Source organism: Patescibacteria group bacterium (assembly GCA_018830295.1).
Taxonomy (GTDB): domain Bacteria; phylum Patescibacteriota; class Minisyncoccia; order Portnoybacterales; family UBA2143; genus JAHJSM01.
Map to the genome: position 1 here is coordinate 44,740 of JAHJSM010000002.1, position 14,237 is coordinate 58,976.

The following is a 14,237-nucleotide window of genomic DNA, read 5'->3' on the forward strand; positions in this document are numbered from 1 at the left end:
GAGCAAGTGCTTGCCTTAATTTTAAATTATGATATACTTTCCGCAGGCCTCTTATAAAAAAACTTCAAAAGGGGGTTGTTAAATTTATGAAAAAAAAGATTGTAAAAAAGATTGTTGAGAAAAAAGTTGTTAAGGTGACCGACAAGACGGTCAAAAGCGCTCTTCCGAGTTTGGAAGATATGCTTGGCGCGGGAGTCCATTTCGGTCATCGGGCGTCCAAGTGGAATCCAAAAATGAAGCCGTATGTTTTTACTACTCGCAGCAATGTTCACATTATTGATTTAGAAAAGACGGCGGCGAAGTTTGAGAAGGCATTGGAATTTTTGCGCCAAATCAAAAAGCAAAATGGAACGATTATTTTCGTCGGAACAAAAATCGCCGCGAAAGATATTGTTAAAAAGACGGCCGAGGAATGCGCGATGCCTTTCGTGACGGAAAGATGGATCGGGGGAACGCTGACTAACTTTAAGGTTATTTCAAAACGACTCAAGCATTACCGTGATTTAGAAAATGACCAGAAAACAGGGGAGTTGAAAAAATACACCAAGAAAGAACAGCATGATTTCGGAGTTCAATTACAACGGCTTGACCTGCAGTTTGGCGGCATCAAAAATTTAACCAAAATGCCAGACGCGCTTTTGATTATTGACACCCACAAAGAGCAATTAGCGTTAAAAGAAGCGAGGGCGAAGGGGATTTTGACGGTTGGATTGTGTGACACAGACGCCGATCCAACGCTGGTGGATTATCCAATTCCCGCGAACGATGACGCGATTTCGTCTTTGAAATTAATTTTAGGCGCGATCGAGAAGGTCTTAAAATAAAACTATGATTTCAATGGAACAAATTAAACAATTGCGCGAAGAAACCAATGTTTCTGTTATGGAGTGCAAGAACGCCTTAGAAGAGGCGGGCGGCGACATGAAAAAAGCGCTGGAGATTTTGAAAGAAAAAGGCAAAGCAAAAGCGTTAAAGAAGGCGGGTCGGGAAGCGAAACAAGGTTTAGTTGAAGCGTATATTCACAACAATGGCAAAATCGGCGTTGTTTTGGAGTTAAACTGCGAAACAGATTTTGTCGCTAGAAACGAGGACTTTAAAGCGCTGGCGCACGATATTGCGATGCATATCGCGGCGATTGCCCCAAAAGACAAGGAGGAACTTTTACAGCAACCCTTTATTAAGGACGAAAAGCAAAAAATTGAGGACTTGATAAATGGCGCGATTGCTAAATTGGGAGAAAATATTAGAATAGGGGAATTTTCAAGGTTGGAGATATAATTTTCGTTATGCTCACAATTATTCTTTATTTTCTCATTACTTTTAGTTTAATTGGTTTAGGGGTTATTCTTTACCGTAAAATCCCTGTTTTGGCGAATCTTTCAGAGGAGGAGATTATGATTTTGTCCAGAAAGAAGGGAGTAATTGAACGATTTCGGGGGATAGATTATAAACAGCATGGATTTAATTTGATGATTTTTTTAGAAAAACTTTTAAGGCGAATCAAAATCGTGTTTTTGAAAATAGAAAATTTGCTTAACAAATGGATTAAGGGATTGAGGACGCAGTCGCAAATTATGGCCCAGAAGTCCAAAGAGTGGATCAGGCAAAGAGAGATGAAGCGGAGAGAAAAGCAAACGGTTTCGTCCGACAAGACAAACGATGAGGTTTCTATTAGAATAAACGATAAAAAAGAAGACGATTCGCAGTTTGAGAAGAAAATGGACGAAATGGCTCTTGATGATTTAAAAAAACCGATTAAGGAAGAGCAAAAATGGATTGACCTGATTATTGAAAATCCTAAAAATATTACCGCGTATAAGTTTTTGGGATTGTTCTATTGGAAACAGCACAATCACGCCGATGCGAAAGCGTCGTTGGAGATGGCGGTCAAGTTGGGCTCCAAGGACAAAAAAGTAAAAGAAATTTTAAGGGAGATGAAAGAGGCGGAGGAAGAATCGGCCCATGTAGCTCAGGGGTAGAGCAACTGTTTTGTAAACAGTCGGTCGGCGGTTCGAATCCGTCCATGGGCTCTGGGTTCCCAGCGGTGGCAGAACGGTTTATGCGCTGGTCTGTAAAACCAGTTTAAGTAGGTTCGACCCCTACCCGCTGGACAGGATAAAATGAATACAGAAGAAAAAACAAAACTTATTTCCCGCTTTACGGAAGAGGTTATGACGCCGGATGATTTGGCGGAACTTCTGTCTAAGAATGTTTCTCTTAATCACTACATCGGATTTGAAATTTCCGGAAAAATCCACCTTGGGACGGGTTTAATGTGCATGCAGAAAGTTAAAGATTTCCATGACGCGGGCGTAAAGTGCCATATTTTTTTGGCTGACTGGCATACTTGGATTAACGACAAACTTGGCGGGGACAGAGAGGCGATCGGAAGAGTCGCGGTTGGATATTTTAAGGAAGGAATGAGCGCCGCTTATGAATGTCTTGGCGGCAATCCTGAAGATTTGAATTTTATTCTTGGCTCGGAATTGTATCACGGCAATGATGATTATTGGAAGACGATGATTGAAGTGAGCAAACACACGAGTTTGAGCAGAATGCAAAGGAGTATTGACATTTTAGGGCGGAAAGAAGGACAGGCGGTTGATTTCGCTAAATTGATTTATCCAGCAATGCAGGTGGCTGATATTTTCGCGATGCAGATTCATTTTCCGCACGCCGGGTCGGACCAAAGAAAGGCGCAAGTAATCGCGCGCGATGTCGCGAAAAAACTGACAATTATGCCGCTTAAGGCGGGGGAAGAAATCGTTAAGCCGGCGGCTGTCCATCATCATTTAATTTTAGGACTGCAAAAGCCAGCGATTTGGCCCATTCCTTCGGAAATTGACAAGCATGAACTTTGGTCATCAATGAAAATGAGCAAATCAAAGCCCGATAGCGCCGTTTTTATTCACGATTCCGAGGATGAGATAAAACGAAAAGTCATGAAGGCCTTTTGCCCAGAAAAGGAAACTGACTTCAATCCGATTATTGATTGGGCGGAATATTTGATTTTTACGCGAGAAAAGAGTATAACCATAAGGCGAGAGGAAGCGCATGGAGGGAATTTGGAAATTAAAGATATTGAAGAATTAAAAGAACTTTTCCAAAAAGGCGAACTTCACCCCCAAGACCTCAAAAAATTTGTCGCGGAATATTTATCTGATTTGCTCAAGCCAATCAGAGACCGCTTCAGCAAAGGCAAGCCAAAAGAAATGCTGGAGGAATTAGAAACAGTTTTGAAGGGGTAATTTAATAATATGATAAACGAGCAGAAATTAAAAAAATTATACGCGGACGGATTGTCTATGCAAGAAATATCGGAGAAAATGGATTGGGGATACAAAAAGGTAGTTTATTGGATGAGCAAGTATGGTATTTTAAGAAGAACAAGAAGCGAAGCCACTTATGTAAAGAAAAATCCAAACGGAGATCCTTTTAAAATTAAACAAAAATTAAGTTTGAGAGAAAAAGAATTAAAGAGCATGGGGTTAGGATTGTATTGGGGCGAGGGGGACAAAAGCGATTATTCATCTGTTAGATTAGGAAATACCGATTCACGATTGATTAAGAAATTTATAGAGTTTTTAATTCAAATATGCGGCGTTAAGAAAGAAAAACTAAAGTATGAACTCCAAATATTTAATGATGCTGACCAGCAAAAGGCGATTAAATTTTGGATGAAAGAATTAGGAATAAGAAAAGATGATTTTACACAAATAATCAATCATCCACCAAGAGGGGATGGCACATACAGAAATAAAAATCAAACGGGTGTCTTAATAGTTTATTGCCACAATAAAAAACTTAAGAAAGAGATTATAAAAATGTTAGAACAAGTATTGTAGTTTAATAATTTAATAAGCCGATGTAGCTCAGTTGGTAGAGCACCTCCATGGTAAATCTCAAATTTTGCCCATTTTAGCGGAAACGCTGGAATGAATCCCGAATTACGGTTAAAAGCCCAGTACAGGGTTAAGACCGTGGCGTCAATCAAAATTGATACGCCCGAACGACTGACAAGGGAAGCTAAGCTTTGACACAGTGTCAAAGTATGCTTAAGATACAGTCTATCCCTCTAATATGTGCTTATAAAAAATAGGGGCGTACGAGAAGGAGATGGTCCTCGGTTCAAATCCGAGCATCGGCTCAAGGAGGAAGTTAGGCCTTCTGAGTAGTAAATAAAATAAAAAATATGCCACAAGATCACTTAATCAAATTTCAATGTGACGAGTGTAAGAGAATTAACTATTACTCGCGCAAAAATAAAAAGTCAGTTCAAAAGAAATTAGAACTGAAAAAGTTTTGTAATTGGTGTAGGAAGCATACGATTCATAAAGAGTTGAAGAAATAAGGGCGCGTCCGTTAATTGGTTAAACGGCTGGTCTCCAAAACCGGTCCTGCAGGTTCGAGTCCTGCCGCGCCTGCCAATGGGTCAGGTTAGAACCTTTAGTTTTATTAAGTTCTGCCACGAAATTAAAGGGTTCTTTAAGGTCAAAATTCAGTAACCCATCTCTTAGTATAAAGTTTTTGCCAACAGCCCTTAGAAGGGCTTTTTTGTCTTCAATACTGCCCTCCTCAAACACTTTATAAGCATGGTTGGTTTGGATAATTAGGTTTTCCGCATAATCATGCCACGCTTGATTGGTTTTATCATGGGCTTCCAATTTTTCTTTGGCTTCCATTTTGGCGTCTAAAATTTCTCTTTTTTTCTTGCCGTACTCTTCTTTTTCAATTAAGCCGTCAGTATAAAGATTAAGCAATCTATCTAGTCTGTCCTCGCATTTGTTAAATATATTTTGCCAATACTTAATACTATTTAAATATAATTCTTTTTCGTTATTGTGGCTTTTTTTGACAGCCGTCATTAAAAGTTCTTTAACCATGTCGCCAATAGTGATTTCCTTTATTTTCAACCTTAATTGTTTTTCAATTTCTTCTTCTCTTAAATAGGGTTGAGCACATTTTCCTCTTTTTTGGGTGCAGTGGTAATAAACATGTCCTTTTTTCTCTTCGGCTGTAATTGAGCATCCGCAATAACTACATTTGATGATTCCTCTGAAGGCGAATTGCCAGCGTTGAGAAATGGGGCGGCTATTCTGGCGGAGGACTTCTTGGATTCGATCAAAGATTACTTTACTGATAAGCGGTTCATGATTTCCTTCGTATTGTTCGTTTTTCATAACCATCATTCCGTAGTAAAATGGATTTCGAAGTAATCGGGCTAAAACACTTTTACTAACTTTTTTATTTTTTAATTTACCCCTTAAGTCAAGCTGGTAAGATTTTTCTGCCATTGTTTCCAAATTGAAGTTTCCGGTGGCATATTCCTCAAAAATTTTCTTAATTATCGAACCTTGGATAGGATCAATTTCTATCCGTTTTAATACTTTGTTTTCCTTTTCTAAAAGCCGTTGTTTGTGTTTGTCATAACTTTTGCCCGCGATAACGCCTTTTCCGTCCATATTAATATATCCTATCGGCGCTAAACCTGGCCATTCCTTTTTAGTAGTTAGCTTATGCCTAAAACCTCTTTTAGTGTTAAAACTTAAATCATCAACATATTTTGTAGCCATGCCGAATTCAATTTGCATTAGAAATTTATCATTAACGCCTTCGTAAGTTTTTTCAGCAGTGACAATTTTTGAAATAGTGCCCTTGCCTAGCCAATAAATAATTCTGCCTCCATCAAGTTCATTTCTAGCTAGTCGGTCTAATTTCCAAGCGATGATCCCGCAATTTCCAGTTTCTATTTTTTCCATCATTTCATTAAAAACAGGTCTGCCAATATCTTTGGCTGACCTGGATTCTTTGAATATCTCTACAATGTTTAATCCTTCCTTTTGCGCTAACTGAGTTAATTCCCTAATTTGAGAATCAATTGAGAGTATTTGACGATCTTCCTCTTCTGAAGACTTGCGAACATAAAGAAAATATTGGTTCATGTTTGTATGTTAATAGTCATAAAGTCATACTTAAGGCAAAAAGTAGGGGATTGTTCTTTGTTTGTTTATACTCAGCGGTAACGGAGTTCTTAATTTTTATTTACCAAATATTTAAGATTTTCCAATTATTTTTGTAAGGTTTGCCAAATTCTAAATCATCTTTATTATTTCTTTGCGGGTCAAAACAACGAACGGAATTGTCTTTGCGAGGACGACCGCCACGGCCCGGGGTTCTTAGCCATTTGCGATGTTTTTGATAAAGATATTTACAAAATGTTTTTTGAGGGAATATATAATATTCTGGTAGTTTGTTTGGCCCCAAAAGGTCTACTAAAACAACATAATGATTAATTAGTCCTGCATCTTCTTCGGTGCTTTTTGCTAAGTTCCATCCTTGATTGTTCTCAACCGACATGGTTTTGGTTTGGATTGAAATTGATTTACCATTGTCGGGGTTAGTAACCAATAAATCAACTTTAGGCGTATTTTTCAAAGTAATTGTGGCGATCAAACCCCTTTGAGATAATTCCGCAGCCACAAAATATTCTCCCGCTATTCCAACAATATTTGGGCGTTTTTTAATCATAGTTTTTATTTAAGTAATTTTTTAATATTTTTGAGTTGAAATTTTTGAGCTTCTTTTTGAAGTTCTTTTATTTTCTCGATAACTTTCAAGGATTTTTCATGGTCATAAAGCCGATGTTTTCCCGGCGTATGTCCGGATGGCTTCAACAGCCCCTTTTGAGTATAAAATTTAATTTCCGAGACGGTAGACCCGACTTCTTTGGCTAATTGTCCAATTTTAATAAGTTTTTTGTTCATAGATTGGCGTGCACCATGGTGCACATTAGAATTAGGAATTACTAATTACTATTTTAGTTGAAAAAATAAAAAGGTCAAGGTTTTAGTACGGTGCGAATAATAAGGCTATTGAGACAACGAATCGCATTTTTGTTCTAATAATAAATATTGCTCTTTGATAGAAATAGCCTCACTGACTTTTTCCGAAGCCTCCTCTAATCTGGATTGTTGATCTTCTATTTGGCTTTTCCTTGAAACATAGAGTTTTTCAAGTTCTAAATGCCTATAAAGTTCCCCTTTACATTCAGCTGTTAGATTTGTATAGCAGCCACTTGGGATATTTTCAAACTCGCTAGATGAAATATTAGAGAATGGAATTGGCATATTACTCCCTCGCTGACTGCGTAAAATTTCTAATTCAGTTTTGGTAGCTTCAAATTGTTCAAAATCTGGATCCCAATAATGAGTAGGGTCAATCACGGTTATATCGTCATTTTCGATTCTTTGAATTTCAGAGGTAGCCTGGTCTAAATTTTTCTGCCAGCGAGCGACTTCATTAAGTTGGTGGGATATTTCATCAAGTATGCTTTGATAACCCGAATAACCCCTATCTAATAGATAATTTCTCGCTTCATTACATGATTGTTCCTTCAAAATAAGATTTGCTTGCTGATTAATAATATTTTGTAATTCTGAGACAGTCTGCTCTTGTTCGGTTTGTTTAGTTTCTACAACTTCCACTCGTCCAATCAAAATATCCATCTGCTCGGCTATAATTTGGACCGCCTCAGCTGGGGTCTTGCCCTGAATCAAGCTAACCACGAAAGAGCCGCCCAGCGTGACAGTAGGGAAGACTATAAGTCCGACAATGATACCAATTAAGATTTTTTGATATGTTTTCATGAATAACTAAATCAAACATTAAATTTTGTTCTACAATAAGGACAAATTTCAGCTTTTAATGAAATTCTTTTTTGGCATTTTGGGCAAACCTTCCCTCCGCTTTTACAAAATATATAATAGAGAAAAGCAAAAAATCCAAATATTAAGCCCATAAAGAAAGCAACACCAGCGCTCCTTTCTTTTCTTTGAGCTATAAAAAAGCATATCATGCCCCAAATAACGCCAAAGATGATTATGCCTATAAAGAAAGATTCAAATATATAACTTAAAAACATAATTATTTTAGTTCTTTTTTATCTTTCTTCAAGTTTAATAACTACCGTTTCAAAATCAGAAGAAAGCCATGAATCATCAAGATAGACCAACTCTAAAGTATCCAGATTTATATTGTTGGGCACTTCATAGGTGATATATCCTCTCATTTTTCTTGTTGGCGCTAATTCAATACTTTCAAATTTTGGTTCTTTTTCGTAAATAGATCTCTCATAAATATGTCCTTGGTTATCATAAAGCTCAAAATCATATGTACTGTAATATTTAGGATTATCTGTGATATTGGTAAGTTCTATATCAATTGCAATATATTTATTACCTAGTGATGGCTGACGCCAAGAGTCAGATTCTTGATGTTTAGATATGCCGTATGCGATTATTTTACAGTTTTTTAACCATGCTTCTTTTTTAAGATATACTGTAATAATCTGAGATTTTTCAGGAGCAAGAGATTGAGTTGTTTCTTTCTTTTTGCTTCCATCTCCATCAATAAAAATAATAATAACAATGACAAAGACGATAAGCCCTAAAACAGCCAAACAGCCATAACCTTGCTTTTCTTGCTCTTTTTTCTTAATCTCTTTTTCTGCTTTAACCCTCGCCTCTACTCGCATTTTTTCTTCCATTTCTATTTCTTCTTGTTTTGATAAATTTTCGCTTTTCTTTTTTTCTTCGTTCATATTTTTTTATTTATATTTTAATTATGTCCAAAAACACAAAGCCCCCCACGAGTGATAGTCCTTTCGGACCATCCAATAGCCTTTCGACCATTGACCCAATCACGAGTACTCAATGAGGAGCTTAATATCGTGATTGGGGTTTTATGCCATATCCCTATGAGACGAGACTTAGGCAAATTAAATTGTCTGATTATAGATTATCTTTTTTATTCTTTTTAGTCAACCGCTTGTCGTGGAATTTGTGATAGGCTTCTTTTAGAAAATTGTTTGAGACACTTAAGTATCTTTCGGTTGTGGAAATTGAGCTATGTCCAAGTAATTTTTGGACAAAGTAAAGATTACAGCCGTTGTTGAGCAAATCCACGGCGAAAGACCTCCTCATTGTATGAGGCGTGACTTTTTTGACAATCTTGGCTAATTTGCTATATTTGGTTATCAGTAATTGAACGCCCCGAGGTGATAGCCGGGCTATTATATCCCTATCATGACGGACAAATAGGGCAGGACAATTATCTTTTCTTGCCTTAAGGTAATTTTCAAGACCATCAATGGCATTTCCGGACAGAAAAACCAGTCTAATCTTGCCTCCCTTGCCTATGATTGCGAGCTCTTTTTGTTTAAAATTAATTTGTTCCTTATTTAAATTAGTTAGTTCGAAAAGCCGGAGCCCAGTTGAAAATAAAAGTTCTAAAATTGCTTTATCTCGCAAATTGATTATTGGCTTGGCTTGGTATCTAAGTGGAGCTTTTAGTAATTTCCTCAATTCGGACCTATCTAAAAAAGTTACTTCTCTGTCACTAATTTTAGGCAATTCAATGATTTGAGGCGTAATAGCTATTTTATAATCTTGTTTTTGAAGATGGGCAATAAAACTGCGGATTATTATTAAATAATGCGATTGGGTGGCTAAACTCAAATTTTGGCTTGATTTGCCTTTTAATTTGCTCAACCACAATTGATAATTAATTAAATTTCTTTTAGTAATTTGGTCAATTGGAATATTGCCAAGTTGCTTTTTAAAAAGATCTAAGCCACGGCTATAACTAATTAGCGTGTGATGACTTTTGCCTCTAATTTTTAGATATTCCAAAAAATTTTTAATGGATTGTGTTAATTTTATTGTTTCCATAATTTAGGAGCGCGTATCGCGCGCGCGTTATAAAACGAACTTATTGGCAATTAATCCGTTATTAACCCTTTTTCCTTAAAAGAAAAGTAATCGTTCTTTAAATTAATTATTATGTGGTCGAACAATTCGATTCCCAGTATTTTGCCAGCTTCCGCTATCCTTTTTGTTGTCTTCAAGTCGTCCTCTGACGGCTCAATTTCTCCGCTTGGGTGATTATGTAAAATGATCAAGCTAGCAGATGATGCCGTTATGGCAGGTCTAAAGGTTTCTCTTGGGTGGATTAAGCCAGCATTCAATACTCCCAGACCTATTAATTCAATCCGTGTTATGGCATTTCTGGCGTTCAAATATACTGCCCAAAAATGCTCCTTCATTCTGTCGTCTTTTTCTTCTGACTTAAGGACTTCTGTCAAAATCTTAGCTATCTTTTTAGGATCGCTAATTTTTGTTTTTCTTATTTTATCGCTTATTTTTATTCTCATGTTTTGGCTCCTTTCTAAAATTTAAATTATATTTTGGACGCAAAACAAAAACCCCGGCCGTACAAAATCGACCGGGGCCCTCAACCTCGAAAGGCTGAGACCCAACCTTAAAAAGGTTGAGATGGTTCTATCATACCAAAACCAAAGAGCGTTTGGCAAATAGAAAAGACCTTAAGTTTTGTAACGGCGCGAACAACGCGCCCAAAAGGCAAATATTCAAGTAAAGATTTTTTAAGTTTCTACCTCCATTTTAAGCGATTTTCGGATGAGAGTCAATAGGTCCGAATGGGGATAAACACGCACTGGTAAACGCTTTATAGCGTTTTTGAGGATTGAAGTTGGGTTCACATAATCGGCATTATGAGATTAGCTATAATGTTGGTTTTGAGGTGTTTTGAGCCAGAAAAAAAAGACCGAAGCATAAGAGGACACTTAGCGTTCAAAGGCATCTGCGACACGATCTCCAAAAACGCCAGGCAAGTACGTAGTTTATACCGTTTGAGCGATGAACGGGGATATATCTTCAGAATATTAAACTATCCCATTTTGGCGTTCTACGCTAGTCAGTCTGGGATCGTATGAATTAGGTCATCTTGGATCGAAAAACCCCTTATATGGCTGTTTTTATATCAAAAATCGCCTTCCTCAGCTACTTTTCTTCTGGGTTGGACAACCGATAGAGTTGTTCGACCAGCGTTGATCGATGTTTTTTGCCATAATCGCCCTTATCAATGAGTCGGTTGAACCATTGAGCAATAGCCGGACGACCAAAGTTTCTGTCTTTGACGGTTTCGGCAAAACAAGTAAAACTAGACCAATATGGGTTTTGGTTTGATATTGTATTGAATACTCGATAAATAGATCGCATAGTTAATTTTATATGGGTTTGTTTGATATTGAAGGGCTAACCGAGGGGCTAAGGCACTATCTGTGGTCAGGCTCCTTGCTGATCAACCTGGGCATTCATCTACCATCTTTTACCATTTTCCCTAGTTAGTTGGCTAACCTCTCTTCATCTTCCCTTACACACCAACCCCCGTTTAGAATAGCAACGGCTTCCAAAGCCTGTCTATTAGCCTGGAGTACCGCAATCCCTAGGAATCCATTATTTCGTGGTAGGGTCTTGATTGACTGTAGTTGGAATATGATGTCCAGCTGTTAAACTTTCATCCATCACCCACCAACCCGAATTCTTTATCGCCCAATCTTTTTACGGTTTAACGATAAAGCAATGTAGACCATAACGCTCTACTGCGCGGAAATTACGATGCTACCCCCTTATCGTCAGTAGTGTCCGTATTCCTTTATCCCAGCTGTCTTTTATTAAGACAGTAGCTAACAGGTAGCTATACTTAGTGGCACTAATGGGCGGCATCCTGGGTTCGCCTTACCACACCCCATTAGGTTTTTAAGAGTTTTATTAGAGCTCTATTGTAATTAAACAATTTTTTACCAACAACATCGTCAAGGCGAACCTGCTATTGAATCTAAACGATGTTGCTAGTAAAAAACTGATTATTAACAATCTGGCTAAACTTTAAATCTTCATATTCTTTTTTTTGTGTTCTAACTGGCTGTTTTCTGTTGATTCTAAATTTGTCTGATTTTTATTTTTAGCGAACTGGACAAAGACATTGGCTATGTCTTGGATATTTTTTGCAATTTCAATAATCTCCTTTTCTGAGGGGTCAAGTCCATATTTTTCAAGAATTTTTTTGTAATCTGTATTATCGAAGTCCATGATTGTGAAAATAAAAAAGCCGCCAACGCTATTCAGGCTGGTGGTTTAGAAATAAAAAAAGACTACTAATCAAAACCCAGCACTGAATTGTGCCAGTCCGATGGTAGTCTTGTGCGCCTCAGTGGACTTAATAAGAGGAGCGACTTGAGGAATATTTAGTTTTATATCTTATTGAGATATTACTTTAGATTACCCAAAGGGTCAAATATTTGTTTTTTTGGCTTTTCAAACGAGCGGATTTTTGGTATAATCAAAACATAATACTTCAGTTTAGCATCAATAAAAAGAGGACTTGATTAAATAATTTTATGGCAAAAGAAATAACAACTAAATATTTTAAGCAATACAGACAAAAATTAGGTTTTGCCAATCAAATGGATGTTAAAAAGTTTTTTGGAGCCAAGGATGTTCTCCCGACCGTAGATTTTAGCTACATAAAGTTATTAAACAAGAGACTTTACGAAATAGTTGATTTAATAAACGCTGTCGTTGCTGATAATATAAAGGTTGATGATCTGCTTTCGTTTAAAAAAGAAGAGATAGACCATTCTTTTGAGATAATGAAAAAAAACAAAATTTTGCCGAGATTAAATAATCTTGGCAGAAGACCCGAACAAGTTTATTTTTCTTGGATGAGGGGCTATGTAATTTCCAGTTTTTTCTTAAAGGCATTGGGCATAGTCTTTGAGGTAGATACTTCAAAAATAGACCTAATTGGAGATGATGATTTGAGAAATATTGAAACTTTCAGAAGGACTCCAAAAGCGGATTTGGAAATTAAATTAAACGGTAAAGAAAAGGTTAGAATAGAAATACAATCTGGTTTTACCGGTATAAATGATATAAAACAACACAAAGTGTTAGAATCAAAACGCATTTTTAGAGATTTGGGAATTCATACATTGGCAATTCATTTTGATTTATACAACGGACAAGTGGCATTTGTAAAACTAGACGAGATAGAAGACAGAAATATCAATTGGATTACAAGGCAGCAAATGGAAGGGCAAACGGTTTTTAACATAAATCAGAATTATTTCGTGTGGAAAATTACGCAGAAGCCAATCAAATATAAAAAAATCAAATTTGATTTATGAGTAAAAAAATCAAAATAATAGATTTGTTTTCTGGAGTTGGGGGGTTGAGTTATGGCTTTGCTCGCGATGACAATTTTGAGATAGTAGCAGCAAATGAGATTTTGGAAAATATGGCTAAGGCCTATTTGTTAAATCATCCAGGAGTAAAAGTTTATGTTGACGACATAAAGAATTTTAACGCGAAAATTATTAAGGGTGATCTGCGAATTAAAACAGGGAAAATTGATATAATTGTTGGCGGACCGCCTTGTCAGGCCTATTCAACAGTTGGCAAAAGATTAATTAACGATTCGCGAGGAAAACTTTTTCAAGAATATTATCGGGTTTTGAAGGAATTCAATCCGAAATTTTTTCTTTTTGAAAATGTAAAAGGATTGCTATCTATGCAAGGAGGAGAATTATTGAAAACAATTATGTCGCTTTTTGAATCGTTGGGATACGAGACGCAATATAAGGTTTTAAACGCGGCTGACTACGGCGCGCCGCAAATAAGAGAAAGAGTCATAATTATAGGGTCAAAATTAAAAACTAAATTTCAGTATCCAAAACCCACACATTATGATTCGAAAGAAAAACAAAGTTTGTTTAATGATAATTTGCTTCCTTATTTAACTCTTGAGGACGCCATAAGTGATTTGCCATTTATTAAAGCGGGAGAGGAAATTTTTGAATATATCTCGGAGCCAAAAAACGATTTTCAGAAAATTATGAGAGAAAATGTTCAGGAAAAGTTGATGGATCATAACGCTCCAAAAAACAACGAAAGATTAATTAAGATAATGGAATTGTTACCGGATGGCGGCACACCTGAAGATTTGCCGAAAGAGTTGCGACCAACATCGGGATTTAAAAATACTTACTGTCGTTTGTGGTGGAAACGACCATCAACTACAATTACGAGAAATTTAGGCACACCATCATCTTCCAGGTGTATTCATCCGAAAGCGCCAAGGCCGTTAACCACAAGAGAGGGGGCAAGAATTCAATGTTTTCCAGATGATTATCAATTTTATGGTTCAAGGGGCGACAGGAACTTACAAATAGGAAATGCCGTTCCGACATTTCTTTCTGTCGCGTTGGCAAAATCGATTTTAAACAATTTTCAAACAGAAAAATTGATTTAATTTACAGAAAAAGGTTTCTAGCATCTTTTTATGCAGATGCGCCTGGCGTTTCGTTGGACGATCTA

Annotated in this window: 17 protein-coding genes, 3 tRNA genes and 2 pseudogenes; 11 read left to right on the plus strand and 11 right to left on the minus strand. The window is 36.8% G+C overall.

Going from position 1 to position 14,237, the window contains the following annotated elements; all coding sequences use genetic code 11:
- Positions 1 to 86: 86 nt before the first annotated feature.
- The 9 genes from rpsB to KKF19_02905 all read left to right on the plus strand — a co-directional run bounded on the left by rpsB (position 87) and on the right by KKF19_02905 (position 4,427).
- Complete coding sequence (gene rpsB / locus KKF19_02865) at positions 87 to 824, plus strand: 30S ribosomal protein S2 (GenBank protein MBU2579871.1); 738 nt, start codon at positions 87 to 89, stop codon at positions 822 to 824.
- Positions 825 to 828: 4 nt separating this feature from the next.
- Positions 829 to 1,278 (plus strand): translation elongation factor Ts, encoded by a 450-nt coding sequence (gene tsf / locus KKF19_02870; GenBank protein ID MBU2579872.1) that lies wholly within the window; start codon positions 829 to 831, stop codon positions 1,276 to 1,278.
- Positions 1,279 to 1,286: 8 nt separating this feature from the next.
- On the plus strand, positions 1,287 to 1,979 hold the full coding sequence (locus KKF19_02875; GenBank protein ID MBU2579873.1) for a hypothetical protein: 693 nt from the start codon (positions 1,287 to 1,289) through the stop codon (positions 1,977 to 1,979).
- Positions 1,959 to 2,030: transfer RNA gene (locus tag KKF19_02880), tRNA-Thr, on the plus strand. Before KKF19_02875 ends, KKF19_02880 begins: the two co-directional genes overlap by 21 nt.
- 8 nt (positions 2,031 to 2,038) lie before the next feature.
- A tRNA-Tyr gene (locus KKF19_02885) sits at positions 2,039 to 2,111 on the plus strand.
- A gap of 9 nt (positions 2,112 to 2,120) precedes the next feature.
- Positions 2,121 to 3,248, plus strand: coding sequence for a tyrosine--tRNA ligase (locus KKF19_02890; GenBank protein MBU2579874.1), 1,128 nt, complete (start codon positions 2,121 to 2,123; stop codon positions 3,246 to 3,248).
- A 9-nt stretch (positions 3,249 to 3,257) separates the two neighbouring features.
- Positions 3,258 to 3,845 carry a hypothetical protein gene (locus KKF19_02895; protein ID MBU2579875.1) on the plus strand — a complete coding sequence of 196 codons (588 nt, stop codon included), beginning with the start codon at positions 3,258 to 3,260 and terminating at the stop codon, positions 3,843 to 3,845.
- Between the two features lie 347 nt (positions 3,846 to 4,192).
- Positions 4,193 to 4,351 carry a 50S ribosomal protein L33 gene (gene rpmG, locus KKF19_02900; protein ID MBU2579876.1) on the plus strand — a complete coding sequence of 53 codons (159 nt, stop codon included), beginning with the start codon at positions 4,193 to 4,195 and terminating at the stop codon, positions 4,349 to 4,351.
- Positions 4,352 to 4,427, plus strand: a tRNA-Trp gene (locus KKF19_02905).
- Positions 4,428 to 4,919: 492 nt separating this feature from the next.
- Here KKF19_02905 and KKF19_02910 read toward each other — a convergent pair.
- The 11 genes and pseudogenes from KKF19_02910 to KKF19_02960 all read right to left on the minus strand — a co-directional run bounded on the left by KKF19_02910 (position 4,920) and on the right by KKF19_02960 (position 11,951).
- Positions 4,920 to 5,189 (minus strand): annotated as a pseudogene (locus tag KKF19_02910) (recombinase family protein).
- 324 nt (positions 5,190 to 5,513) lie between these two features.
- A pseudogene (locus tag KKF19_02915) lies at positions 5,514 to 5,942 on the minus strand (recombinase family protein).
- Positions 5,943 to 6,042: 100 nt separating this feature from the next.
- Complete coding sequence (locus KKF19_02920) at positions 6,043 to 6,528, minus strand: aspartate ammonia-lyase (GenBank protein ID MBU2579877.1); 486 nt, start codon at positions 6,526 to 6,528, stop codon at positions 6,043 to 6,045.
- A 5-nt stretch (positions 6,529 to 6,533) separates the two neighbouring features.
- Entirely contained in the window at positions 6,534 to 6,764 is a 231-nt protein-coding gene (locus KKF19_02925) for a MerR family transcriptional regulator (protein ID MBU2579878.1), read from the minus strand.
- A gap of 105 nt (positions 6,765 to 6,869) precedes the next feature.
- Positions 6,870 to 7,646: a hypothetical protein gene (locus KKF19_02930; protein MBU2579879.1), complete on the minus strand. Its 777-nt coding sequence runs from the start codon at positions 7,644 to 7,646 to the stop codon at positions 6,870 to 6,872.
- Between the two features lie 11 nt (positions 7,647 to 7,657).
- Positions 7,658 to 7,921: a hypothetical protein gene (locus KKF19_02935; protein ID MBU2579880.1), complete on the minus strand. Its 264-nt coding sequence runs from the start codon at positions 7,919 to 7,921 to the stop codon at positions 7,658 to 7,660.
- An 18-nt stretch (positions 7,922 to 7,939) separates the two neighbouring features.
- Positions 7,940 to 8,599, minus strand: a complete 660-nt coding sequence (locus KKF19_02940; protein MBU2579881.1) for a DUF4352 domain-containing protein — start codon at positions 8,597 to 8,599, stop codon at positions 7,940 to 7,942.
- Positions 8,600 to 8,789: 190 nt separating this feature from the next.
- A complete protein-coding gene (locus KKF19_02945; protein MBU2579882.1) occupies positions 8,790 to 9,728 on the minus strand; it encodes a tyrosine-type recombinase/integrase in 939 nt (312 codons plus the stop codon).
- A 50-nt stretch (positions 9,729 to 9,778) separates the two neighbouring features.
- Positions 9,779 to 10,210 (minus strand): hypothetical protein, encoded by a 432-nt coding sequence (locus KKF19_02950; protein MBU2579883.1) that lies wholly within the window; start codon positions 10,208 to 10,210, stop codon positions 9,779 to 9,781.
- Between the two features lie 649 nt (positions 10,211 to 10,859).
- Positions 10,860 to 11,078: a hypothetical protein gene (locus KKF19_02955; GenBank protein MBU2579884.1), complete on the minus strand. Its 219-nt coding sequence runs from the start codon at positions 11,076 to 11,078 to the stop codon at positions 10,860 to 10,862.
- Positions 11,079 to 11,747: 669 nt separating this feature from the next.
- Positions 11,748 to 11,951 (minus strand): hypothetical protein, encoded by a 204-nt coding sequence (locus KKF19_02960; protein MBU2579885.1) that lies wholly within the window; start codon positions 11,949 to 11,951, stop codon positions 11,748 to 11,750.
- Between the two features lie 308 nt (positions 11,952 to 12,259).
- On the opposite strand from KKF19_02960, the gene KKF19_02965 reads away from it, so the two are divergent.
- Together KKF19_02965 and KKF19_02970 are read left to right on the plus strand one after the other, a co-directional pair.
- Entirely contained in the window at positions 12,260 to 13,048 is a 789-nt protein-coding gene (locus tag KKF19_02965) for a restriction endonuclease (GenBank protein MBU2579886.1), read from the plus strand.
- Positions 13,045 to 14,172, plus strand: a complete 1,128-nt coding sequence (locus tag KKF19_02970; GenBank protein ID MBU2579887.1) for a DNA cytosine methyltransferase — start codon at positions 13,045 to 13,047, stop codon at positions 14,170 to 14,172. The genes KKF19_02965 and KKF19_02970 overlap by 4 nt, the downstream gene beginning before the upstream one ends.
- Positions 14,173 to 14,237: the final 65 nt, after the last annotated feature.